Annotated in this window: 20 protein-coding genes; 3 read left to right on the top strand and 17 right to left on the bottom strand. The window is 70.5% G+C overall.

Annotated elements, in window-relative coordinates; all coding sequences use genetic code 11:
- Positions 1-41: 41 nt before the first annotated feature.
- A complete protein-coding gene (locus tag EV148_RS06505) occupies positions 42-530 on the top strand; it encodes a dihydrofolate reductase (protein WP_131995239.1) in 489 nt (162 codons plus the stop codon).
- Between the two features lie 42 nt (positions 531-572).
- On the opposite strand, the gene EV148_RS06500 is transcribed toward EV148_RS06505, so the two are convergent.
- The 13 genes from EV148_RS06500 to EV148_RS06440 form a co-directional block, all read right to left on the bottom strand.
- Positions 573-1,322, bottom strand: coding sequence for an SDR family NAD(P)-dependent oxidoreductase (locus tag EV148_RS06500; RefSeq protein WP_131995236.1), 750 nt, complete (start codon positions 1,320-1,322; stop codon positions 573-575).
- A 90-nt stretch (positions 1,323-1,412) separates the two neighbouring features.
- Positions 1,413-1,706: an ArsR/SmtB family transcription factor gene (locus EV148_RS06495; RefSeq protein WP_131995233.1), complete on the bottom strand. Its 294-nt coding sequence runs from the start codon at positions 1,704-1,706 to the stop codon at positions 1,413-1,415.
- 327 nt (positions 1,707-2,033) lie between these two features.
- Positions 2,034-2,882, bottom strand: a complete 849-nt coding sequence (locus EV148_RS06490; RefSeq protein ID WP_131995230.1) for a symmetrical bis(5'-nucleosyl)-tetraphosphatase — start codon at positions 2,880-2,882, stop codon at positions 2,034-2,036.
- 69 nt (positions 2,883-2,951) lie between these two features.
- Complete coding sequence (apaG, locus tag EV148_RS06485) at positions 2,952-3,335, bottom strand: Co2+/Mg2+ efflux protein ApaG (protein WP_131995227.1); 384 nt, start codon at positions 3,333-3,335, stop codon at positions 2,952-2,954.
- On the bottom strand, positions 3,332-4,141 hold the full coding sequence (gene rsmA / locus EV148_RS06480) for a 16S rRNA (adenine(1518)-N(6)/adenine(1519)-N(6))-dimethyltransferase RsmA (protein WP_131995224.1): 810 nt from the start codon (positions 4,139-4,141) through the stop codon (positions 3,332-3,334). Before rsmA ends, apaG begins: the two co-directional genes overlap by 4 nt.
- A gap of 254 nt (positions 4,142-4,395) precedes the next feature.
- Positions 4,396-5,391 carry a 4-hydroxythreonine-4-phosphate dehydrogenase PdxA gene (gene pdxA / locus EV148_RS06475; protein WP_131995221.1) on the bottom strand — a complete coding sequence of 332 codons (996 nt, stop codon included), beginning with the start codon at positions 5,389-5,391 and terminating at the stop codon, positions 4,396-4,398.
- Between the two features lie 11 nt (positions 5,392-5,402).
- Positions 5,403-6,722 carry a peptidylprolyl isomerase gene (locus tag EV148_RS06470; protein WP_158287349.1) on the bottom strand — a complete coding sequence of 440 codons (1,320 nt, stop codon included), beginning with the start codon at positions 6,720-6,722 and terminating at the stop codon, positions 5,403-5,405.
- A gap of 116 nt (positions 6,723-6,838) precedes the next feature.
- A complete protein-coding gene (locus EV148_RS06465; RefSeq protein WP_131995215.1) occupies positions 6,839-9,199 on the bottom strand; it encodes an LPS-assembly protein LptD in 2,361 nt (786 codons plus the stop codon).
- A 78-nt stretch (positions 9,200-9,277) separates the two neighbouring features.
- Entirely contained in the window at positions 9,278-9,772 is a 495-nt protein-coding gene (locus EV148_RS06460; RefSeq protein ID WP_131995212.1) for a hypothetical protein, read from the bottom strand.
- Positions 9,773-9,906: 134 nt separating this feature from the next.
- The gene (locus EV148_RS06455; RefSeq protein ID WP_131995209.1) at positions 9,907-10,842 is read right to left on the bottom strand and encodes a histone deacetylase family protein; all 936 of its coding nucleotides are present in this window, start codon (positions 10,840-10,842) and stop codon (positions 9,907-9,909) included.
- Positions 10,839-11,324: a hypothetical protein gene (locus EV148_RS06450; protein WP_131995206.1), complete on the bottom strand. Its 486-nt coding sequence runs from the start codon at positions 11,322-11,324 to the stop codon at positions 10,839-10,841. The genes EV148_RS06455 and EV148_RS06450 overlap by 4 nt, the downstream gene beginning before the upstream one ends.
- An 82-nt stretch (positions 11,325-11,406) precedes the next feature.
- Positions 11,407-11,964 carry a cob(I)yrinic acid a,c-diamide adenosyltransferase gene (locus EV148_RS06445; RefSeq protein ID WP_131995550.1) on the bottom strand — a complete coding sequence of 186 codons (558 nt, stop codon included), beginning with the start codon at positions 11,962-11,964 and terminating at the stop codon, positions 11,407-11,409.
- A gap of 37 nt (positions 11,965-12,001) precedes the next feature.
- Entirely contained in the window at positions 12,002-12,652 is a 651-nt protein-coding gene (locus EV148_RS06440; RefSeq protein WP_131995203.1) for a hypothetical protein, read from the bottom strand.
- Between the two features lie 94 nt (positions 12,653-12,746).
- Here EV148_RS06440 and ubiH point away from each other — a divergent pair, with 94 nt between their 5' ends.
- Together ubiH and EV148_RS06430 are read left to right on the top strand one after the other, a co-directional pair.
- Positions 12,747-13,958, top strand: a complete 1,212-nt coding sequence (gene ubiH, locus EV148_RS06435) for a 2-octaprenyl-6-methoxyphenyl hydroxylase (protein ID WP_241987999.1) — start codon at positions 12,747-12,749, stop codon at positions 13,956-13,958.
- Positions 13,955-15,226 (top strand): UbiH/UbiF/VisC/COQ6 family ubiquinone biosynthesis hydroxylase, encoded by a 1,272-nt coding sequence (locus EV148_RS06430; protein WP_131995200.1) that lies wholly within the window; start codon positions 13,955-13,957, stop codon positions 15,224-15,226. The genes ubiH and EV148_RS06430 overlap by 4 nt, the downstream gene beginning before the upstream one ends.
- A 22-nt stretch (positions 15,227-15,248) precedes the next feature.
- On the opposite strand, the gene EV148_RS06425 is transcribed toward EV148_RS06430, so the two are convergent.
- Genes EV148_RS06425 through EV148_RS06410 form a run of 4 tightly spaced genes read right to left on the bottom strand, consistent with a single transcriptional unit; the run spans position 15,249 to position 22,724 of the window.
- Positions 15,249-15,602, bottom strand: a complete 354-nt coding sequence (locus EV148_RS06425) for a hypothetical protein (RefSeq protein ID WP_131995197.1) — start codon at positions 15,600-15,602, stop codon at positions 15,249-15,251.
- Positions 15,603-15,634: 32 nt separating this feature from the next.
- A complete protein-coding gene (locus EV148_RS18640; protein ID WP_199222722.1) occupies positions 15,635-17,008 on the bottom strand; it encodes a class I SAM-dependent methyltransferase in 1,374 nt (457 codons plus the stop codon).
- A 2-nt stretch (positions 17,009-17,010) separates the two neighbouring features.
- A complete protein-coding gene (locus EV148_RS06415) occupies positions 17,011-20,856 on the bottom strand; it encodes a translocation/assembly module TamB domain-containing protein (protein WP_131995194.1) in 3,846 nt (1,281 codons plus the stop codon).
- 59 nt (positions 20,857-20,915) lie between these two features.
- Positions 20,916-22,724 (bottom strand): autotransporter assembly complex protein TamA, encoded by a 1,809-nt coding sequence (locus tag EV148_RS06410; RefSeq protein ID WP_131995191.1) that lies wholly within the window; start codon positions 22,722-22,724, stop codon positions 20,916-20,918.
- Positions 22,725-22,727 lie beyond the last annotated feature (3 nt).

The following is a 22,727-nucleotide window of genomic DNA, read 5'->3' as shown; positions in this document are numbered from 1 at the left end:
CGCCCGCTGACTTCCGCGCGCCGGGCCGTCACACTACGCGGATGAAGATCTCGTTGATCGCCGCGCTCGACCGCCGGCTCGCGATCGGCCGCGAGGGCACGATGCCGTGGCACCTGCCCGACGACCTGCGCCGCTTCAAGGCACTCACGCTCGGCAAGCCGGTGCTGATGGGCCGGAAAACCGCGCTGGCGATCGGCCGCGCATTGCCGGGTCGCGACAACCTCGTGCTCACGCGCGGCGACGTCGCGCCGTATGCGGGCCAGCGCGTCGTGCATTCGCTCGTCGAGGCGATCGATCGCGCGCGCGACGCCGGCGAGCTCGCGGTGATCGGCGGCGGCGAGGTGTACGCGCTCGCGTTGCCGCGCGCGACGCACCTGGACCTGACCTGGGTCGACACCGAGGTCGCGGGCGCCGATGCGTATTTCCCTGCATTCGATGCGCGCGACTGGGTCGAAACCTCGCGCGAAACGCGCGCCGCCGATGCGCGGCATGCGTTCGCGATGACCTTCGTCGACTACGCGCGGCGCTGATGCGGCGCACGAGCCGTGGCCCGCGCGCTGTTGCAGCGTGGGTCAGCGCATGCCGCCGGACGCACGCAGTGTCTCACCGGTGATCCAGCCCGAATCCGCCGAGGCGAGGAATACGGCGATCGACGCAATGTCGTCCGGCTGGCCGATGCGGCCCAGTGGTGTCTTGGCGACCATGTCTTTCTCGAAGTCGCTGCCGATGACGCCGATCGCATGCGTGCCTTCGGTTTCGACGCCGCCCGGATTGATCGCGTTGACGCGGATGTTGCGCGGGCCGAGTTCCTTGGAGAGGACGTGCGTGATCGCATCGACCGAACTCTTGGTCGCCGCGTAGATCGACGTACCCGCCATGCCGAGCTGGCTCGCCACGGAGCTGATGTTGATGACGCTGCCACCGTCGCCCGTGAAGTGTTTGGAGGCTTCCTGCGTCGACAGCAGCAGGCCGAGCACGTTCGTGTTGAACTGCCGGTGGAATTCCTCCTCGGTCACTTCGTCGAGCGAGGCGAAGCGGTACACGCCCGCATTGTTGACCAGCACGTCGACCTTGCCGAACGCACGCTTCGTCTCGGCGAACAGGCGCTGCACGTCGGCGGACTTGGCGACGTCGCCCTGTACCGCGATCGCCTTGCCGCCGCCGGCGACGATCTGCGCGACCACGCGATCGGCGCCTTCCTTGCTCGTCGCGTAGTTGACGACGACGGACGCGCCCGCGGCCGCCAGCCCTTTCGCGATCCCCGCGCCGATGCCCTTCGATGCGCCCGTCACCACTGCCACCTTGCCTGCCAGCTTGCTCATGTCGGATCCTTTTCATTGGTTTGACGATTAGACAAGTGTCTAATCGTCGTACCGACAAGGGGGCGCCGGAACGGCTTTCAAGGGGAGGGCTCAGATTTCCGCGAGCTGTTCGAGGTAGGCGCGCAGGACGTCGCGCTGCACGCTGAGGCGGGCGAACTTGCCTTCGCGCACGATGCGGATCAGCCCCGCGGCCTCCAACTCCTTGATGTGATGGGAGATGGTCGCCGCGCTTACGTTGTGCGTTTCCTGCAGCGCGCAACACGGCATCGGCTCCGGGTGCTCGCCGATCGCCCGCAGCATCTGGTAGCGCCGGGGCTCGGCCAGCGCGCGCGCGACCAGCGAAAACTGCAGCTCGCTCAATCGCTTCTTCTTCGCCGTCGCCATCGTTTCACCTCACATCCACTTCCCGGATGGTACCTGCTGGGGGAAAGCGAAGCGCGGGACGAGCGACAGGAGGCGAGGCGCCGCCCGCGAGGCGCATCGGTACCGGAGCGCAACCCATGCGTGCGATCCCAGACTCGAGCTCCGCCGCACGCCGGGTCGCCCACAGGGTGGACTCCTACAACGGCGTCGCAGCGCAGCGGTGGACCCCCAGCCACCAGGACACGCTGTAGGCGCAGCCTGTGCGCGACCGTCGCGCATCGGTGCATTGCGACGCTGCGGTCGCGGGTCCCGCCAGGCCGAAGCGCACGCAACCGGCAAGCGCCGAGGTCAGTCCATTTCCTTGCCCGGCGCGGGCTTGCGATCCGACTTGATCGTGACGTACTCGGGTTCTTCGGTGTCTAGGCGCAGCGCGGTGAGCCAGCCGCCCCAGACGCAACCGGTGTCGATCGCGTGCACGCCGAGGCCGGCGAAGCGGCCGAGCGTCGACCAGTGCCCGCAGACGACGCGCACGTCGCGCTTCACCTGGCCCGGCACCTCGTACCAGGGGTACAGGCCGGGGCGCTGCGTGCCCGGCGCGCCCTTGTCGCCGAAGCCGATGCGGCCGCGCACGTCACAGTAGCGCATGCGCGTGAACACGTTGATGCCCGCACGCCAGCGGTCGACGCCGCGCAGCTTCGGTGTCCACAGGTCCGGCTTGTTGCCGAACAACTGCTTCAACAGGCGCCGGTAGCCGTCGCTGCGCAGCTTGTCTTCGATTTCCTGCGCCATCTCCATCGCCTGCGCGATCGTCCAGCGCGGGAACAGGCCCGCGTGCACGAGCGCGAACCCGAGCGTGCGGTCGACGTGCAGGAGGTTCTGCCGGCGCAGCCAGGCGAGCAACTCGTCGCGGTCGGGTGCGAACAGGATTTCGCGCAATTCCGGATTGACGCGCTGCTGATCCTCGCGTTTGCGCTCGGCGATCGCGAGCAGCGACAGGTCGTGGTTGCCGAGCGCGACGACCGCGCGCTCGCCGAGCGCCTTCACCGTGCGCAGCACGGCGAGCGACTGGCCGCCGCGGTTGACGAGGTCGCCGCAGAACCACAGCGTGTCGCGTGCGGGATCGAACTGGAGCTTGTCGATCAGGCGAGTCAGTTCGTCGTGGCAACCCTGGATGTCGCCGACGGCCCAGACTGCCATGTCAGCGCGCCGGCTCGGCGGGGCGCTGCGCGCGCGGGGCGGGGTTCATGCGGAGGTCGGCGTCCATGGTCAGTGCAGCGTCCTGGGTATCGACAGCACGAACGCGGGGATCATCGCGTCGAAATGCGTGCCGTCGTCGGCGATCATCTGGTAGCTGCCGCGCATCGTGCCGAGGGAGGTTTCGAGCACGGCGCCGGAGGTGTATTCGTAGTCGTCGCCCGGGCGCACCCACGGCTGCTCGCCGACGACGCCGTCGCCGCGAACCTCGTGCACCTTGCCGTTGCCGTCGGTGATGATCCAGTGGCGCGACAGCAGGCGCGCGCCGACCGTGCCCTCGTTGACGATCGTGATCGTGTAGGCGAAGGCGTAGCGGTTGTCCCCGGGCGCCGACTGGTCGTCGAGGAAGCGCGTATTGACGGAAATGGTGATGTCGTAGGGCTTCTTGCCGGTCATGGAGGGGGATTGTCGGGGAGGCTGGCCACGCGGGCAAGTTCGACGAAGGCGGCCGGCGCCAGCTGTTCGGCGCGCGCGCGCGGGTCGACCCCGGCGAGGGCGATGCGCTCGGGCACGAGCAGGCCGTGCAGCGCATTGGACAGTGTCTTGCGGCGCTGGCCGAACGCGGCCTTGACCACGCGCTCGATCATCGCCGCATCCGCATCCGGCCGTTCGGCCGGCGGGCGCGGCCGCAGGCGCACCACCGCCGAGTCGACTTTCGGCGGCGGGCGGAATGCGCCCGGCGGCACCTCGATCAGCGGCTCGACGCGGCAGGCGAGCTGCAGCATCACCGACAACCGCCCGTAGACCTTGCTCCCCGGCGCCGCGGCCATGCGGTCGACGACTTCCTTCTGCAGCATGAAGTGCATGTCGCGGATCGCGTCGATCTGCCCGATGCAATGGAACAGGATCGGCGAGGAGATGTTGTAAGGCAGGTTGCCGACCACGCGCAGCGACGCGTCGCCGGCGAGCCGGCCGAGGTCGACCGAAAGCACGTCGGCGTTGACGATCTCGAGCTCGCCGACGCCCTCGGCGGCGGCGCGCAGGCGCGGGATGAGGTCGCGATCGAGCTCGATCACGGTGAGGCGCCCGAGTGCGCGCAGCAGCGGCAGCGTGAGCGCACCGTCGCCCGGCCCGATCTCGACGACGCGCTCACCCGGCCTGGGCGCGATCGCCTGCACGATCCGCGCGAGTACGCCGGCGTCGTGCAGGAAGTGCTGGCCGAAGCGCTTCTTGTGCTGGTGCGGAACGTTCGTCTCGTGCATGCGCCTATCGTAGCCGAGCGTGCCCATGTGCGCGTTCAAAGAGCAGGGCATGACTGAAACACGAAGGACACGAAGGACGCGAAGGAAAGCGGATCAAGTGAAAGCCTTCGACGCCGAGCACACGGAGCATGCGGAGTAAAAGCCAGGAAGGTTCTCTTGCTCCTCTCCGTGTGCTTCGTGTGCTCCGTGTTTCAATCTCTTGAACGCTTTTTTCGCTCTTCCTTCGTGTTTCAATCCTTGGACGCTTCTGCTTTTCAGCTTCTCGCAAGGGCCAGCGCGAGGCGGGCCGCGGCGAAGAGGCTGCCGGGGTCGGCGCGGCCGGTGCCGGCGAGGTCGAGCGCGGTGCCGTGGTCGACCGAGGTGCGAAGGTACGGCAGGCCGAGCGTGACGTTGACCGCATGGCCGAAGCCCGCGTGCTTGAGCACGGGCAGGCCCTGGTCGTGGTACATCGCGAGCACCGCGTCGTAGCGTTGCAGCTGGGTCGGCACGAAGGCGGTGTCGGCGGGGATCGGTCCCTGCACGTCGAAACCGGCCGCGCGCAGCTGGCCGATCGCGGGCGCGATCACGTCGATTTCCTCGCGGCCGAGATGGCCGCCTTCGCCCGCGTGCGGGTTGAGGCCGAGCACGGCAATGCGCGGTGCGGCGATGCGGAAATGCGCGATGAGGTCATCGCAGAGGATGCGCAGCGTCTGCACGAGCCCGGCGCGCGTGATCGCCGCAGGCACGGCCGCGAGCGGCAGGTGCGTCGTCGCGAGCGCGACGCGCAGGTCGCCGCCGTTGCGCGCGCCGCCGGGCGCGGTAAGCATCATGACGACGTCGCGGCCGGCGCGCGCGGCGAAGAACTCGGTGTGGCCGGTGAACGGGATGCCGGCGTCGTTGATCACGCCCTTGTGCACGGGCGCGGTGACGATCGCGGCGAATTCCCCGCTGCCGGCACCGTCGGCCGCACGCGCGAGCGTCGCGAGCACGTACGGCGCATTGCGCGGATCGAGCCGCCCCGGCGTGGCGGCTGCGGACAGCGTGGTCGCGACGACGCGCAGCTCACCGCGTGCGCGCGCCGTGACCGGGGCGCCGTCGTAGCTGCGCAGGGAGAGCTCGATGCCGGCTGCGCGTGCAGCCTGCGCGAGCAGGGCGGGATCGGCGATCGCGACGAGGTCGGCCGGGAGGTCGCTCGCGGCAAGCCTCGCGACGAGTTCGGGGCCGATGCCGGCCGGTTCGCCGGCGGTCAGCGCGAGGCGCGGCAGGCTCATGCCGCGCGCGGTCAGCCGCCGTTCGTGCCGCCGGCGGCGCCGGGCAGGCGGATCTCGATGAACGCCTCGCTGCGAAGCTGGCGCAGGAAGCTCGCATACTCGTCTTCGGCCTTGCGGCCGAACAGCATGTTCTTCGCCTCGTCGCGCTGCATCTCGCCGGCCTTGTCGGTCTCGCGCACGTCGACGAGCTTGAGGATGTGCCAGCCCGCGTTGGTCTGGAACGGCTGCGAGATGTCACCCGGCTTCATGTCCTTGACCGTATTGGCGATGCTCGTGCCGTAGGCCTCGCCGACGAACCAGCCGAGGTCACCGCCGAGGCCGGCGGTCTGCTCGTCGTCGGACGTCTCCTTGGCGACCTTGGCGAAGTCCTCGCCGCCGACGACGCGAGCGCGGATCTCGTTGATCTTCTTCTCGGCCTGCTCGTTGGTGACGAGTTCGCTCGTCTTGACGAGGATGTGGCTCGCCTCGTACTCGGTGACCATGTGCGTGGCGGTATCGCGCTTGCCGATGAGCTTGATGATGTGGAAGCCGTTCGCGCCGCGGATCGGGCGCGACACCTCGCCTTCCTGCATCTTGTCGGCGGCGTCGACCATCGCCGGCGGCAGCTCGTTGGCGCTGCGCCAGCCGAGGTCGCCGCCCTGCAGCGCGTTCTCCGCGTTGGAATAACGGATCGCGGCCGCGGCGAAGTCCATGCCCTCGTCGATCTGCTTCTTGACGTCGTCGGCCTTGGCGCGCGCTTCGTCGACCTGCTCGGGCGTCGCGCCGTCGGGCACGTTGATCATGATATAGCCGATGTGCATCTGGCCCGGGTGCAGGTTGCCGTTCCTGATCAGGCTGTCGACCTCGGCGTCGCTGACCTGCACGCGGCTCTGCGCGACGCGCTGGCGCAGCTGCTGCATGATGAGCTGCTCGCGCACGTTGTCGCGGAAGCCGTCGTAGCTCATGCCCTGGCGTTCGATCGCGACGCGCAGCTGGCTCACGTCCATGCGGTTCTGCTGCGCGATCGTGCCGAGTGCCTGGTCGATCTGCGCGTCCGACACCTTCACGCCGGTCGAATCGGCGCGCGCGACCTGCAGCTTCTGCATGATGAGGCGGTCGAGCAGCTGGCGCTCGAGCACGTCGTGCGGCGGCAGCTGCTGCGGATTGTTGGCGAACTGCGCGGTAACCGCGGCGACCTGGCGGTCGAGCTCGCTCTGCAGCACGACGTCCTCGTCGACGACCGCGACGATGCGGTCGATCGGTTCGCTCGCGACCGCCTGCGCGAACGCGGGCGTGGCGAACGGGGTCAGCAGGGCGAAGGCGAGGGCGAGGCCGGGCAGGGTTCGTTTCATGGGAATTCCGGTCAGGGCGCTTGCGACGCCGCGAAATGCGAAGGATGTCGAATCGACCCCGGCGCCGCCGGTTGGTTCCGGGGGAGCCACGGGACGGGCCGGCCGGAGCCGGCAAGTCATTGATAACCTAGGATACCACGCCGCAGGAACGAGTCCGTCTGCTGGCCGATCGAACCGACGCCCTTGAACTCGAGCTCGAAGTAGATCGCATTGTCGGCTTCGCCGCTCGCGCTGCGGATCCAGTGGCGCGCGATCACGCGCCAGGCGACGCAGCAGGTGTCGTGCTCGATGCCGATGAAGCGCTCGAGCGTGCGGCCGTCGCGTCCGCGCGGATCGTTCGCGCTCGCGAGCGGGTCGTTCAGCGCGTAGTTCTCGCGCGCGATGAGCCGCCAGGCGGGCGTCAGCGGGATCGCGGCGGAAACGTCGACCTGCTCGAGGAAGTCGCGCCGGTAGCGATACGAGAAGTTGACGATGCCATCGTCGCCGAAGCGGTTCTGCAGGGTGAACGTCGACAGCTCGGTGCGGTGCGCGTTCGGGTCCCACTGCTGGTCGAGCACGATGCGCCAGCGGTCATTGAGGTGCAGGTCGATCTCGCCCGCGTAGATCGAACCGTCGTAATCGGTGGGTGGCCGCGGCACGCCTCCGGCCGTGGGCAGCTGCACGCGCTGCTCGTCGAAGTAGTGGATCTGGCCGATGCTCGCCGACAGGCGCTCGACGCCGCTCGCATCCTCGAGGAAGCGCGTGGTCAGCGCGAGCGAGAGGTTGTTCGCATCCATCTGGCGGTCGGCGCCGACGAAGCGGTTGCTGCGGAACAGCTGGCTGAAGCTGAACGGCACTTCCTGCGTGTCGAAGACCGGCAGGTCGTCCTGGTTGCGGTACGGCACGCGCAGGTAGTACGCGCGCGGTTCGAAGGTCTGCGTGTACGCCTCGCCGCCGATGTCGAGCGAGCGCTCGAACACGAGGCCGCTGTCGACGCTGAAGATCGGCACGCCGCGGTTCGGATGGCGGTCGCGCAGCAGGGGGTCGTCGCCTTCGTCGAGGTGGTCGAGACTGTAGCTCGTCCAGCGGTAACCGAGTTCCGGGCGCACGAACCACGCCGCGCTCTCGAGCGGCAGGTCGAGGTGCGGGTAGAGATCGACGCGGCGTCCGTCGAGTGCATGGTCCTTCGAGAAGGCGACGGCTTCGGCGTCGATGCCGCCTTCGAGCAGGCCGGCGAGGCCGTGCTGGCCGCTGAACGTCATGCGCGGCAGGCGGCGGTACGGCTCGTACTGCGAGGGCAGCGTCGGATCGGTGATCTGGTACTGATCGCCGCCGATCGACGCGGTCCACCACGAGCCGTGGCCGTTGACGTACGCGCTCGAGGGCAGGAAACCGATCGCCGAGCTGTACAGGCCGCGGCCGAAATCCTCGAAGTAGCGGTCGTCCGAGACGCGGTTGAGGTTGACGTTAGCGCCCCAGTTGGCATTGAACGTCGTGGTGTCCTTCCACTGGTACCACCAGCGGCGACCCGGCACCTCGTCGCCGACCTCGAGCGATTCGTTGGCGGCGCGGCTGTCGTGCGCGAGGAAGTCGGCGCTGAACGTGCCGCTGCTGCCGTCCGTGAGGTAGCGGAACTCGCCGCCCAGCATGAGCCCGCGCTCGGTCATGATGCGCGGCGTGACCGTCGCGTCGTAGTTCGGCGCGATGTTGAAGTAGTACGGCAGCGCGAAGTCGAGCCCGCGCCGTTCGCCGTAGCCGATCGTCGGATAAAGCAAGCCGCTGACGCGGCGGTCGTCGAGCGGGAAGCGCAGGTACGGCAGCCAGAACACCGGCACGTTGTGGACGCGGAACGTGACGTCGTGCGCGCGGCCGATGCCTTCGGCGCGGTCGAGGTCGAGGTCGCGCGCGGCGAATGCCCACTGCTGGTCGCGGAGGTTGCAGGTCGAATAGGTCGCGCGCGTGAGGCGCGCGTGGTCGACGTCGTCGATGACCGCGACCTCGGCGACGCCGTTGCCACGCGACTGCAGCAGCTGGTAGCGCACGCCGTCGAGCGTGCACTGGTCGAGATCGGTGTTGCCTTTGGCGTTCGCGGCCGAGAGCAGCAGGCCGCGGTCCTGGTAGGTGACCGGGCCGGCCGCGGTGAAGTCGGTCGTCTCGGCGTCGTAGGTGATCTTCTCGGCGTGCAGGAACAGGTCGAGCTGGCGGATCTCCGCCTTGCCTTCCAGCACGTAGTGGTTCTTGTCGGTCGTGCTCACCTTGAGCGCGCTCGCGTCACGCGGTGCCGCGCTGCGGTCGCCCGTCGTGGGCAGGCCCGCGACGTAGAAGTCGAGCAGGTCGTTCTTGCCGCACATGCCCCAGTCGACCGGCTTCTTCGGGCATTTGAGCGTCCCGGCAGGGCACGACGGCGCATCGACCGCCCACGCGGGCGACAGCGGCAGGGCGAGCAGGATCGCGAGCGCGAGATGACGCCGGGCGGGAGCGGAGAGAGTGGGATGCACGGAGGTCCGTCTATGGCGGTGCAAAGCCGGTAGCTTGCCGAAACCGGCGCCGCCCGGCAAACGTCCGCGCCTCCCGGCTCAGTCGAAGCCGTCGGCGAAGATTCGGTCGAACACGCCGAAGTCGCCGATGTAGGTCAGCGTGAACGGGCCGCAGGCGTCGGGCGCGCCATCCGCAGGGCTCGTCGTCACGAGGAGGTCGTATTCGCCCGGGGGCACCTTCGCCAGCGAGATCGGCGTGGTCGGATCGCCGATCACGCATCCGCCCTCGTCGCAGGAGGGGCCGACGAGCACCATGATCATCGGAAGCGCGTCCACGCCGCCGAGGCTCAGCTCGGCCGTGGCGCTCTCGCCGACCTGCACGGTGGCGACGAACGCGGGTGCGTTCGTGAACAATAAGCCGTTGCACAAGGACAATCCGGCGGCCTCGCCGCCGCACGTCTGCGCCGAAAACTGGTTGAACATCCACAGCATCGCCATCGGCGCCGGGCATGTCTGTGCGTTCGCCGAGGCGAACGACAAGGCGAGCGCGCCCGCGTACGCACGGACGAAAAGGCTGCGAAAAGGTCCGTTCATGATCATCGCTCCTGGGACAGGTTCCGTCCTGGCCATCCCGGACGGGCGGCGGGATCGACCGGCGGCCGAGTCGCTGCGTGCCGGGTAACGATGTGTCGCTCTGCCGACGGACACGGCGCACGCCGTGCGCGGTGTTATGCCGCTGGATCCATCAGCGCAGCGACGTGGGCCTGGGTCGAGGCGCGCAGGGCCTGGAGGTCGTAGCCGCCCTCCAGGCTCGACACGAGGCGGCCGGACGCGTGCCGCTCGGCGAGGTCGACGAGGCAGCGCGTGATCCAGGCGTAGTCGTCGGTTTCGAGTTCGAGGCTGGCGAGCGGATCCTGCCGGTGCGCGTCGAAGCCGGCCGAAATGATCACGAGCTGCGGCGCGAACGCGTCGACCGCCGGCAGCACGGTGCGGATGCAGGCATCGCGGAACTCGATGCTGCCTGCGCCGGGACGCAGCGGCGCATTGACGATGTTGCCCGCGGTGCCGCGCTCGTCCTGCGCGCCGGTCCCCGGGTAGTGCGGCCACTGATGCGTCGACGCGTAGAGCACGCGCGCGTCGCCCCAGAAGATGTCCTGCGTGCCATTGCCGTGGTGGACGTCGAAGTCGACGATGGCGATGCGTTCGAGGCGGTGCGCGGCGATCGCGTGCGCCGCGGCGACCGCGACGTTGTTGAACAGGCAGAAGCCCATCGCGCTGGCCGGTGTCGCGTGGTGCCCGGGCGGTCGCACCGCGCAGAACGCGCGCCGCACCCTGCCCGCGACGACCGCATCGACCGCAGCGCACGCCGCGCCGGCGGCGCGCAGCGCGGCTTCGGCGGAGTCCGGCGACATGCGCGTATCGGGATCGAGTTCGAGCCAGCCGTTGCGCGGGGCGTTCGCGAGCAGGTCGTCGGTGTAGTCCTCGCGATGCACGCGCGTGAGCTGCGCACGCGTCGCGCGCGGGGCCTCGATGCGCACGAGCGGCGCGAACAGCTCGTCCTCGAGCGCGTCGAGCACGGCGGCCAGCCGCGACGGCGCTTCGGGATGGCCGGGACCCGGGTCGTGCGCGAGGCAGCTCGCGTGCGTGTAGAGCGCGACGCTCATGCCGGCACATCCAGCACGGCGGCGAGCGCGTCGCGCGCAGCGACTTCGTCGAGGCGCCGGCCCGCTGCGAGCGTCGCCGCGTCGAGCCAGTCCGGGAACGGGATTTCCTCGACGCGGTGCCGGCCGTCGCTGCCGTGCACTTCGCGCAGGCGCGCGAGCCGTTCGCGCGGGAACCGGTCGGCGAGGCGCGCGAGCGCGGGCCACAGGCGCGCGTGCACGAAGCTGATCTTGCCGTCGACGAGGCGGCAGACGAGCACGTCGGCGGCTTCACGCACCGCGCGCGTCGCGGCGAAGATGAGCTTGCCCTGCGCGTGCGCCCACCAGTTGCCGGCAATGGCTTCGCCGGCGACGGCATCGGCGAGTGAGGGGATCGCGCCGCGTCGCGCAGCCTCGAGCACGATCCCGTGCTGCGCGACGAATGCCATCGCCTCGGCGGGCGTCAGTCCGCCCGTCGTGCATGCCGGGGCATCACGCGTGCTCATCGGCGCGGGGCGCAGGTGCGGGACGCGATCGGGACGGAATGGACGTGACTGCGACCGGCCATGCTGCGCCTGCGATGCCCGGCTATCCGCGCTTGCGCCGCTCGTGCTGCCACAGCACTTCGCCGTGGCCGGAGTCGCGCGCGAGCACGCGCGCGATCACGAACAGGAGGTCGGACAGGCGGTTGAGGTAGCGCACCGCCTCGCCGCGGACCGTGTCCTGGCGCGCGAGCGTCACGACTTCGCGCTCGGCGCGACGGCAGATCGTGCGGGCGAGATGGCAATGCGCGGCGGCGAGACCGCCGCCGGGCAGGATGAAATCCTTCAGCGGCGGCAGGTCTTCGTTGAAGGCGTCGAGCACCTGCTCGAGGCGCTCGATGTCGCCGGCGTGCACCATCGCCATGCCGGGAATGCACAGCTCGCCACCGAGATCGAACAGGTCGTGCTGCACCTGGGTCAGCACCTCGCGCACGCGCTCCGGGATCGCGCAGGCGAGCACGATGCCGATCGCGCTGTTGAGTTCGTCGACGGTGCCGTAGGCGGTGACGCGCGCCGAGTCCTTGGCCGTGCGCGTGCCGTCACCGAGGCCGGTGCTGCCGTCGTCGCCCGTGCGCGTGTAGATCTTGGAAAGGCGGTTGCCCACGGCCGGGTCGACTTCGGCGAGCGAGTGTCGCAACCGCTCAGCGGTGCGACTGCGGCGAGCGCTGCGCGGCGCCGCCGAGCGCGCGAAGCGCGAGCGTCGCGCCGACGTGCAGCGCCGCGGCGATGCCGACGTAGACGAGCGTCGTCTGCATGAACGGCAGGTACCAATCGCCGAGGTTGGCGACCCAGCCGCCGAAACTGCGCACGGGCACGCTCGGGCTGATCCAGTAGAAGCTGCCGTTGGAGACGAGGTAGCACGCGCTCGCGGCGACGATCGCGCTGGCCACGAGCAGCGCGCCTTCGCGCGCGTGCAGGCCGCGGTAACGCGCGCGCAGCCAGGCGCCGCCGAACCACAGCACCGCATAGCTCGGCACGAGGAACCAGTAAGCCGGCGACACGCAGTAATGGCTCCAGAAGTCGAGGCCCTGCGCGCTGATCACCGCGTAGTCGACCGCGATCGCGAGCACCATGAGCAACGGGAACGCCCAGCGGAACGCGCCGCCGGCGAGCGTGACCGGCTGCTGCGGCTTGCCCGGCGACAGGTAGAAGCCGGCGATGAAGAACATCGCCCACGACGCGTCCGGCAACGGGCCGAAGTGATGGCTGCGCGTGGCGACCATGACGAGGCCGAGCAGCAGGAACAGGCCGAGGCGCAGGTCTTTGGCGAGGGGGGAGGCAGTTTCGGTCATGGTTCGAGGCCCTGGAAGCAGGTCGCCGAGTTTAGCCCAACGCGCGTCGATGCGCCGCGCCATGGCGGGGCTGTGCGCCGGGTATGATCGGCGGGTGAACAGCGATTTCGACGTCCTCATCATCGGCGGCGGCCTCGTCGGCGCCAGCCTCGCCATCGCGCTCGACGGCGCCGGCCTCGGCGTGGCGCTCGCCGAGGCGGTGCCGCCGCGCGTCGAGCTGCAGCCGAGCTACGACGAACGCAACCTCGCGCTCGCCCAGGCGAGCGTCAACGCGCTGCGTGCGCTCAGCGTGTTCGCGGCGGACACGCCGCTCGCGCCGATCCGGCGCATCCACGTGAGCCGCCGCGGCGATTTCGGTGCCGTGCGCCTCGACGCGGCCGAATTGGGCCTAGGTGATCTCGGCGCGGTGCTGCCGGCGCGTGAACTGGGCAACGCGCTGCTGCGCCGGCTCGATGCCTGCCATGACCTGCAACGCATCGCCCCGGCGCAAGCCGTCGCGCTGGCGCCGCGACCCGACGGGGTCGCGGTGACCCTGCGCAGCGGCGATGCGACGCGCGACGTCCGCGCGCGCCTCGTCGTCGGTGCGGACGGCAGCGAATCGTTCGTGCGCACCGCGCTCGGCATCGGCGTGCAGCGGCACGATTACGCGCAGTCCGCGCTGGTGACGACCGTGACCACGGAATGGCCGCTCGACGGGCTCGCCTACGAGCGCTTCACCGATTCCGGCCCGGTCGCGCTGTTGCCGCTCGCCGACCGGCGCGCGGGCCTCGTGCTCAGCGTGCCGAGGGACGAGGCGGCGCGCGTCGCCGCGCTCGACGACGACGCCTTCATCGCCTTCGTGCACGAGCGTTTCGGCTGGCGCGCCGGGCGCCTTTCGCGGCCCGGACGACGCAAGCCGTATCCGCTCGCGCGCGCCTTGGCCGAACGCACGACCGCCGCGCGCAGCGTGCTGGTCGGCAACGCGGCGCAGACGGTCCACCCGCTCGGCGCGCAGGGGTTCAATCTCGGCCTGCGCGACGCGCTCACGCTCGCCGAGCTGCTGCGCGAGGCGGCGTCGCATGGTGCCGATCCCGGCGACGCTTCGCTCCTCGCGCGCCACGTCGAGCGGCGCGCGGAGGATCGCGCGGCGACCACCGCATTCAGTGACGACCTCGTGCATCTCATGGGCAACGAACACCTGCCGCTGCGCGTGCTGCGCTCGCTCGGTTTCCACGCGCTCGAACGCAGCACCGCGCTCAAGCGCCGCTTCGTGCTGCGCGGCATGGGTTTCCGCGGCGACGCGTCGATGCTCGGGCTGCGCCCATGAGCCGGCGCGGTGAACTCGACGTCGTCGTCGTCGGTGCCGGAGCGGTCGGCGGTGCGCTCGCACTCGCCCTCGCGCAGGACGGTTTCGAGGTCGCGCTGGTCGAGGCGCGCGAGCCGAAGCCGTGGCGTGCCGAAGACGAGGTCGACCTGCGCGTCGTCGCGCTCGCACCGGACGCGCGCGCACTGCTCGAGGATCTCGGCGTGTGGCGATCGATCGCCGCCGCCCGCATCGGTCCCTACCGGCACATGCGCGTCTGGGACGCACTGGCGCCGGGCGAGCTGCATTTCGATGCGGCCGAACGGGGCGAAGCCGCGCTCGGCTGGATCGTCGAGAACAAGCTCGTGCAATGGGCGCTGTGGCAGGCCCTGCACGAAGACAGTGTCGGCAGGAACGGCTTTACCCGCGCTGCCGCGGAGCATTCGAAGGGCGTGCGCAAAAGCATCGCGGCTGATGCCGCTGCCACCAGGCCCATGATCCACTGCCCCGGCGAAGTCGCGGAAATCGAAGACGGCGAGAGCGGCGTGACCGCGACGCTCGCCGATGGCACGCGCCTGCGCGCGCGCGTGCTCGTCGCCGCCGAAGGCGCCGAGTCCCCAGTGCGCAAGCGCCTCGGCATCGCGTTCGAAGGCCGTGACTACGCGCAGCGCGCGGTCGTCGCGCACGTCGCGACGGAACGGCCGCACGCGGGCACCGCATGGCAACGCTTCCAGCCCGGCGGTCCGCTCGCGTTCCTGCCGCTCGCCGACGGTCGCTGTTCGATCGTCTGGTCGCTGCCGGAAGCCGACGCCGTGCGCCTGCTTGCGCTCGACGACGACGCGTTCCGCGCCGAACTCGGTTGCGCGTTCGATTTCCGCCTCGGCGCGATCACCGCCACCACGCCGCGCGCCGCGTTCCCGCTGAGGTTGCGCCTCGCCGCGCGCTATGTCGCCGGCCGCTGCGTGCTCGCCGGCGACGCCGCGCACGTCGTCCATCCGCTCGCCGGGCAGGGCATGAACCTCGGCCTGCGCGACGTCGCCTGCCTGCGCCGCGTGCTGCGCGACGCGCGCGACCGCGGCAGCGACCTCGGCGCCGCCCACGTGCTACGCCGCTACGAACGCGAGCGGCGCAGCGACAACACGCTGGCCGCGCGCGGCTTCGACGCGATCGAGCGCGTGTACGGTTTGGCGAGCGAGCCGGTCGCGACGTTACGCGGCGCGGCGCTTGCGCTGGCGGGGCGATTCGCGCCCGTGCGCGGAATGCTCGCCGCTATCGCCGCCGGCCGGCGATGATCGTGCACGACGGGGTGGCGCATCAGAGCATCGCGAACGTGATGACCGCGCAGGCGATGGTCATCAGTAGCAGGCCGACGAGGAAGATCGCGTCGGCCGCCTGTTCGATGCGGTGCATGCGGCGCGCGCTGCGCGCGCGCAGCGCCCAGTAGGACAGCAGGCACGAGACCATGAACAGCGTCGCGTCGCCGGCGAGCAGGTCGTCGGCGATCGTGCCGACCTTGGTCGTCGTCACGACGATGCGGATGAGGCCGATCACCGTGAGGCAGACGCCGACGAGCGCGGCCGACGCGGTGAAGATGTGGATGCACAGGTCCGCCTCGAACGCGCGGTCCGGCGCGGGCGACGAGGGGCGTGGCGTGAAAACGGCCGACATGGGCGCTCGGACTCGCGCGCCGTCCGCCGAGTTCACTGCGCGGCGCGCAATTGTTGTAAAGACGCGCGCAGCAGCAGCGAAAGCAGCCGCCCCGAGGCGGGGTCTACCGGCTCGCCCACGCCGTCGACGGCGAAGCCGCCTGCGTGCAGCGCGTCGAACCAGCCGGACAGCGCGCGGAAATACCATGGCATCGCTTCGCTGAAACCGTCGAGGCCGGCGAAGTGCTCGACGCGCCAGCCGTCGGCGTAGGGCGGCTCGACGGCGAACGGGTGCAGGGTCTGCACGAAGAGGTGGCCGCGCGATTGCAGGCATGCGCGCGCGGCGCGCAGCGGCGAGTCCAGGTCGGCATCGAGCAGGGCGAAGTTGCAGGCGACCGCGTCGAACGTGCCGTAGGCGACTGGGTCGGCTGCGAGGTCGGCGTAACTGGCGCATTCGAAACGTGCACCGCCGAGCGCGCGCGCGGCGTCGACCAGCGCGACGCTCGCGTCGATGCCGATGACCTCGAGGCCGCGCGCCGCGAGCGCGCGCGAGCCAGCCCTCGCCGCAGCCCAGGTCGAGGATGCGGCGCGCGCCGCTGGCGAGCAGCGCTTCGACGATGGCGGCATCCGTGCCTGCGCGGCGGCTCGCGATGCGCTGCTCGTGCACTGCGCGCGTCCAGCGCGCGCGTTCGCCTGCCAGCTTCGCTGCAGCCGCGCGGCCGCGTCGTCGCCGGGCGAAGCCGTCATTGCGCCGAGACGTCGCTGCCCGCGCGCGAGCGCTTCGCCGAGCGAATGCGCATGCGGCCGGTAGTGCTGTACCCCGAACGCGAAGCCGACGACCACGATCGCGGTGACGAGGAACGGCCCGATCGTGTGGCGCAGCGCCGTGTCGAGCCAGTGGCGCCGCTCGAGCACGCGCAGACGGCGATACAGCGTCGCCGACAGCGCGCCATCGACGAGCAGTTCTGCGAACAGCGTCGGTGCGGAGACGACGATCCACAGCGACGCGCATGCGATCGCGATCACCGCGATCACGAGCAGCAGCGGCAGGGCTTCGAGCGCGCCCGCGCCGTCGAGCCAGCCCGGGCCGTGCGCATGCGCGCCAGGGACGCCCGCTTCGGCGTGAGTGCCGCCGGGGCCGCCCGCCTGCGCATGGCTGTCGCCCGAACCGGGCAAGTCGAGGTTCGGGTCGCCGCGTAGCGCGAACGCGCGCACGAGGGCGAGGAAAACGACGTATGCGATGCACAGCGCGAGCAGGTAGCGCTGCGGCATCGAGACGAGCCCCGCGCGCAGCAGCAGCCATGAGGCGAGCAGGCCGCTGCCGCCGGTGACGAGCACGAGCAGCAGCATGCGTGCGCGCGGGAAACCGAAGCGCAGCAGGCGTTCGCGGATGCGCGCGACTTCGTCCTCGCGCCGCAGCCGACGCACGCTCAGCGCTCCCAGCGGTAGTTGATGCCGGCGCGGTTGCCGCTCGTCGCGTTCTGTGCTTCGAAGTTCCAGCGCTTGTTGAAGATGTACTTGAGGCTCACGACCTCGCCCGGCGTGAACAGGCCGACGCCGTAACTGAGGTAGAGCTTGGGAGAAAGGTACTTGCCGACCGTGAACGCGGCACCGCCGACGGCGGCGTTGTCCGAGACGCCCGCTTCGACGCCCATGCGCGCGCCGATGCCTTTCGCGAGCAGGTCGCCGGTCGCGCTGCCGAGCGCGCGCGCGGCGGTGCCGAGCATGTCGCCTTCACCGCTCTTGAGGCCGGACAGGGGCTTGCCGGTGACGAGGTAGGACAGCGCCTCGGACTGCTCCATCGCGGGCTGCGAATACACCGTGAGCACGGGCACCTGCGCCGTGCCGCGCACCTGCAGGCCGGCGATGATCGTGTCGTCGCTCTGTCCGCCCGAGGCACCGAGGATCGTGCGCGCGGCGCGGATGTCGAGCCCGGGGTTGTCGAGCGCAGTGCCGGCGAACAGCAGGCGGCCGCTCTCGATCTTGAGGTCCTGCCCGTATGCGCGGTACGTGCCTTCGACGTTCATCGTGCCGGTGCCGGTCGCGAGCTTGCCGGGGCGCTGGTCGATGCGCAGCTGGCCGTGGACGCGGCCGTCGAGGCCGAGGCCGGCGAGCCTGACATCGTCGCCGAGGCGGATCTCGACGCCGACGACGACCGGCAACGGCTTGCCCGGCGCGGGCTGTTCGGCGTCGACGACGTCGACGTCGGGCGAGGTCTTCGCGGTGCCGCCGCCGGGCAGCTTGGCGAGGTCGACATCGGTCTTCGGGATCGTCACGCTGCCGCCGACGCTGAGGTTCTCGCGCGTGCGCTCGATCACGAGGTCGGGCGAGATCACGACCTTCGCCGCGGGGATGTCCGCGGCGAGGAAGTTGTCGCCGTTGATCGTCGCGTGCAACGGCGCATCCGCGCCGATGCCGCCGCTGCCGGACAGCGTGAGCGTGCCGTCGCCGGACTTCAGCGTGCCGTCGAGCGCGAAGTGGTCGGCGTCGGTCGCGCGCGCCGTGATGTCGCCGTCGTGCAGCTTGAGGCCGGCCGACGGCAGTTCCGCGGCGAGTTCCTTCAAGGTGAGCGCGCCATTGAGCTGCGGTGCCGCGGTCGTGCCGCCGAACGTGTAGTTCGCTACGAGCCTGCCCTTCGCATTCGCGACCTCCGGCGTCAGCAGCTCGACGAACGCGAGGCTGTTGAGGGCGAGGTCGAGGTGGCCGCCGAGCGCCTGTGCGGATCCGGCCGGCCCGCTCAGGGTGACGTCGCCGTCGAGGCGGCCGTCGTGGTCGAGCGCGGCGCGCACGTTCGCGTGCGTCGACTGCGGCGACAGCGTCGCGTCGAGGGCGAGGCCGGTGTACGCGAGCAATGGCTGGTTCGCGTTGTCGGGATAGGCGACGCTGCCGCGCTCCGATGCGAGCGTCGCGGTCCCGTCGAGCGCGCCCGCTGCGCTGCGACGCACGTCGCCATGGCCACCGATGAGACCTTCGACGCGCACCGGCATGTCGGGCGAAGCGAGCTTCATGACGAGCGCGAGCGGCAACTGCTCGATGCGGTAATGTGCCGCGAGCGCGCCGTCGGCGCCGCCATTGCCGCCGACGCACACGCGCGGGCCGCCGCTGGCGAGGCAGATGTCCGTCGCGTTGAACTGCTTGCCGTCCCAGCTCATCGCGGCGGGCTGCTCGAGGGCGAGCGGTGGCGCGTCCTTGATCGCGAGGTCGAGCGTCTTCAGGCTGCCGGCCCAGCGCCCCTGCTCGTTCGCACTGCCGGAGAGGGCGAGGCGCAGGCCGAGCGGCGAACCACGTGCATCGACGGCGAGCTGGTGCGCGTCGCGGTTGCCACTGCCGTCAAGATCGATCGCCTCGAACGCGAGCGCGCCGCTCGCGATGCCCTGCGCCTTCAGCGAAAGCGTGCCGTGCGGCGGGTCGAGGCTCGCGATGTCGGTGACGAGGTCGAGCGCCTCGACCGTACTCCCGCCCGACGCGATCTTCGCGCCATGCGCGTGGCCGCTCACCGCGAGTTCCGGCCAATGCCCCTGCACGCGGAAATCGCCGTCGAGGCGACCGCCTGCATCGGGCAGCCAGTCGCCGAGCGAGGCGATCGCGAGCGTGATCGTCGCGTCGGTCCGGTCGCCGCCGCGGCCGACGACGGCGACGCGGCTGCTGCCCGAGGCGAGTTCGAGCGTGCCGTCGACGACGTAGTCGGGCTTGATCGCGAGGTCCGCATGGCCGGACAGCGCGCGCTTGCGCAGCGTGCCGCCGAGATGGTCGAGCTTGATCGTCGCGTCGGGACCACGGTCGGTCAGCGTGCCTTGTGTGGCGAGATCGAAATCGAGCGCGCCCGGCCACGCGGCCGCGAACGCGCCGGGGTCGAGCCGGTTCGCCTTCGCATCGATCTGCCAGCCGATCGCGGGCTTCAGCGTCACCGTGCCGTGCGCATCGAGGCCGCCCTTCGGCTGCTGCAGCGCGAGCTGCTTGAGCGTGATCGTTTCGGGCGTGCCGTCGAGGTCGAGCGCGAGATCGGCGAGCTGGCCCGGCGGTCCGAGCGACAGGTTGCCGGCGGCATGGAAGCGTTCGGCACTGCCGTTCGCATCGAGTTGGCCATGCGTCGCGAGCGCCTGGCCGACGAGGTCGGCGGGCAGCACGACATCGGTCCAATGCAGCGCGAGCGACGCCGCAACCGGTTTCGCGTCGAGCTGCACCTCGCCGTTTGCCTCGAGTGTGCCGGCGGCTTCGGGGCTGCGCACGGTCAGTGCGTCGATCGTGAAGCGCTGGCCGTCGAGCGCGAAGCGCAGCGGTTCGATGCGGACGCGGTGGTCGTTCGCGGCGAGGTCGCCGGTGATCGTGCCGCCGTGCAGGTTGCCGCCGCCCTCCAGCGAAAGCTCGAGCGCGGCGAGCGCCGAATCCTTCAGCACGCGCTTGGGATCGAAGCGTGGCACGGCGACCTTCGCGGTCCACGGCCAGTCCTTCGCCTGGGTGAGCTGCGCATCGACGTTGGCGGCGATCGGCTCGCTGAGCGTCACCGCGAGATGGGCGAGCTTGCCGTCGCTGTTCGCCGCCAGCGTGCCCGCGCAAGTGACGTCGGCGACGTTCCAGCGGAAGTCGAGCGCACCGTCGCCGGGATAACCGGGCAGCGCGGAAACGGTGCCATGCAGGTCGAGTTGGCCGTCGGGCGAACGCAGCGCGATCGAATCGAGCTTGATGCCGTCGTGCGTCCAGCGGCCGATCACGTCGAGCGTGTCGATCGCGAGCAATGGCGCGCCGTCGCTGGTGATCTTCGCGCGCGCGAGCACGAGGCGGTCGAGCACGATGTCGAGCGGCGCGACGAGCGAGAACCCGCCGGTGGGCGGTGCGGGTTCGGCCGGCGGCGGCACGCTGGTCAGTGCGACGTCGAGGCCGTCGAGCTGGAGGCGCGTGAGGTGCAGGCGCGAGGCGATGAGTTCGAGCGGCGCGAACGCGATCGTCGCGCGCTGCGCGTGCACGTCGAGCCCGGCTTCGGCATCGCGGTAGCGCAGGTCCTCGATCGTCGCGGGGCCGGCGAGGCTGCCGCTCGAGCGCGCGATCGTGAGCTTGCCGTCGGTCGCGCCGACCGCGCGCGCGAGCACGAACTGCAGGCCCGATTCGGTGCGCAGCAGCCAGAAGGCGAGCAGGCCGACGAGCACGAGCAGCACCGCGAGCGCGATGCCGAGGCGGGCGAGCAGGCGGGGCCAGGCGAAGCCCGCATTTTTCCCCCTCCCGGCGGGAGAAGGAGCGCCGAAGGCGCGGGCGAGGTTTCGGCCGGGGCGCAGCGGCACCGGACCCTCTCCCAAAAGCCTCCCCCGGCGGGAGAGGGCCTTCCAAGCGTGCCGTGCGGTCATAGATCCGGCCCGATCACGATGTGCAGCTCGACGCCGTGGTTCTGGTCATCGCGCACGGGCACGCCGAGGTCGACGCGCACCATGCCGACCGGCGAGCGCCAGCGCGCGCCGACGCCGACGCCGATCTTCTGGCGGTAGCTCGCGAAGCTCGAGAATGCATCGCCGGTGTCGATGAACGTCGCGATGCCCCAGTTCGGCTTGAAGTAGTACTCGTACTCGGCGCTCGCGACCGCGAGATTCTTGCCGCCGATGATGAAGTCCTGGCAATCGCTCTTCGGGTGTGCGGCGCAGTAGGCGGTCGCCTGCCCGCGCAGGTCGTCCGGCAGCGGCGGGCCGATCGTCTGGAACGAGTAGCCGCGGATCGAGCGGTCGCCGCCGGCGAAGAAGCGCAGTTCCGGCGGCAGCTTGTCGAAATCGCCGACGTGGGTCGCGCCGAGCGAGCCGCGCGCGATGAAGCGGCCGTGTTCGCCGAGGCCATGGATCCATTTCGCATCGGCGCTCGCCTGCAGGAAGCTCGTGTCGGAGACGAGACCCTTCTGGCCCGCACGCGCGGCGAACGTGAGCGACCAGCCGTCGCGCACGAAGGCAGGGTCGTCGGCCTTCTTGCGTGCGAGCGACGCCTCGGGATAGAGCAGGGTCGTGTCACCTTCGATGTTGGCGACCTTGAAGTCACCGGTGAGGAACTTGAGGCCGAGCGTGCGCGTCCAGCCACGCCACTGGCGCGAATCGGTCGCGGCGAGGCCGAAGGTGCGCGCGGTGCTCGTGTCGGTGTCCTCGTCGCGGAATGTCGCGCCGAAGGCGAGGCTGTGGTTGTCGGGCCCGGCGAGCGGGATGCGGTACTGCGCGGACGCGGTCTTCAGGCGCGTCGCGACGATCGTCTCGACCTTGAACTTGTGCCCGCGCGAATTGATCCAGCGGCGTTCGATGCCGCCGCGCACGCCCGGGCCGGTGTCGGTGCCGATGAACACGCCGCCGGTGTAGATCGTGCGCTTGGCCGGGGCGAGCATGACCTTGATCGGCACGGTCCCGTCGGCCGCATGCTCCACGTCCGGCTCGACCTGCACGACCGCGAAGTAGTCCGCGTCGATCAGGCGCTGCTGCAGCGCGAGCACCTGGTCCTGCGTGTAGAAGTCGCCCTTCGCCCACGGGATGTAGCGCTCGAGGAATTCGTCCGGGAACTGCGCGCCCTCGAACGTCGTCGTGCCGAGCCGGTAGCGCGGGCCGACCTTCCAGGCGAGATGGATATCGGCGCTGTTCGCCGACTGCGTGACCTCGACCTGATGCGTGACGAGTTCGGCGTCGAGGTAGCCGCTGGCGAACAGCGCAGCCTGGATCGTCGCCTTGCTCTTCTCGTAGGCGGCATGGTCGAGCGACGCGCCCTTCGCAGGCGCGAATGCGGCGAGCGCCTGGCGCACGGGGCGCTGGCCGTCGGCGTCGCCGTCGATCTGCACGTCGACCGTCGCGACCTTGACCGGTTCGCCGGGCGTGACGTGCAGCACCGCGACGTAGGCGTCGCCGTTCTCGCGCAACTCGCCGTCGACGGTGACCGAGTAGTAGCCGTACGGCTCGAGCGCCTTGCGCACCTGCGCGGCCGCATGTTCGTAGAGGCGGCGCGCCTGCGCCGCGGTGACGTCGCGCGACGTGTACTGCTGCAGCTCGAGCCCGCCGAGCGCGGCGTCGCGCAGCAAGCCGTCGACGCCGTCCAGTTCGACCGAGACGCGACCCGCGTGCGCGACGCCCGCGCCGAGCAGCAACGCGAGGCAGGTCGGCGTGGCGAGGCGGTGCGGGCGAAGACGTAGGCGCATCGT

This window comes from Dokdonella fugitiva, assembly GCF_004342425.1.
Classification (GTDB): Bacteria; Pseudomonadota; Gammaproteobacteria; order Xanthomonadales; family Rhodanobacteraceae; genus Dokdonella_A; species Dokdonella_A fugitiva.
This window is presented reverse-complemented; position numbering and strand designations above follow the sequence as displayed.

Bases quoted from the DNA above. Each gene is read 5' to 3' on its own strand.
- EV148_RS06505 (WP_131995239.1), top strand. From the start codon at position 42: ATGAAGATCTCGTTGATCGCCGCGCTCGACCGCCGGCTCGCGATCGGC.
- EV148_RS06500 (WP_131995236.1), bottom strand. From the start codon at position 1,322: ATGAGCAAGCTGGCAGGCAAGGTGGCAGTGGTGACGGGCGCATCGAAG.
- EV148_RS06495 (WP_131995233.1), bottom strand. From the start codon at position 1,706: ATGGCGACGGCGAAGAAGAAGCGATTGAGCGAGCTGCAGTTTTCGCTG.
- EV148_RS06490 (WP_131995230.1), bottom strand. From the start codon at position 2,882: ATGGCAGTCTGGGCCGTCGGCGACATCCAGGGTTGCCACGACGAACTG.
- apaG (WP_131995227.1), bottom strand. From the start codon at position 3,335: ATGACCGGCAAGAAGCCCTACGACATCACCATTTCCGTCAATACGCGC.
- rsmA (WP_131995224.1), bottom strand. From the start codon at position 4,141: ATGCACGAGACGAACGTTCCGCACCAGCACAAGAAGCGCTTCGGCCAG.
- pdxA (WP_131995221.1), bottom strand. From the start codon at position 5,391: ATGAGCCTGCCGCGCCTCGCGCTGACCGCCGGCGAACCGGCCGGCATC.
- EV148_RS06470 (WP_158287349.1), bottom strand. From the start codon at position 6,722: ATGAAACGAACCCTGCCCGGCCTCGCCCTCGCCTTCGCCCTGCTGACC.
- EV148_RS06460 (WP_131995212.1), bottom strand. From the start codon at position 9,772: ATGAACGGACCTTTTCGCAGCCTTTTCGTCCGTGCGTACGCGGGCGCG.
- EV148_RS06455 (WP_131995209.1), bottom strand. From the start codon at position 10,842: ATGAGCGTCGCGCTCTACACGCACGCGAGCTGCCTCGCGCACGACCCG.
- EV148_RS06450 (WP_131995206.1), bottom strand. From the start codon at position 11,324: ATGAGCACGCGTGATGCCCCGGCATGCACGACGGGCGGACTGACGCCC.
- EV148_RS06440 (WP_131995203.1), bottom strand. From the start codon at position 12,652: ATGACCGAAACTGCCTCCCCCCTCGCCAAAGACCTGCGCCTCGGCCTG.
- EV148_RS06430 (WP_131995200.1), top strand. From the start codon at position 13,955: ATGAGCCGGCGCGGTGAACTCGACGTCGTCGTCGTCGGTGCCGGAGCG.
- EV148_RS06425 (WP_131995197.1), bottom strand. From the start codon at position 15,602: ATGTCGGCCGTTTTCACGCCACGCCCCTCGTCGCCCGCGCCGGACCGC.
- EV148_RS06410 (WP_131995191.1), bottom strand. From the start codon at position 22,724: ATGCGCCTACGTCTTCGCCCGCACCGCCTCGCCACGCCGACCTGCCTC.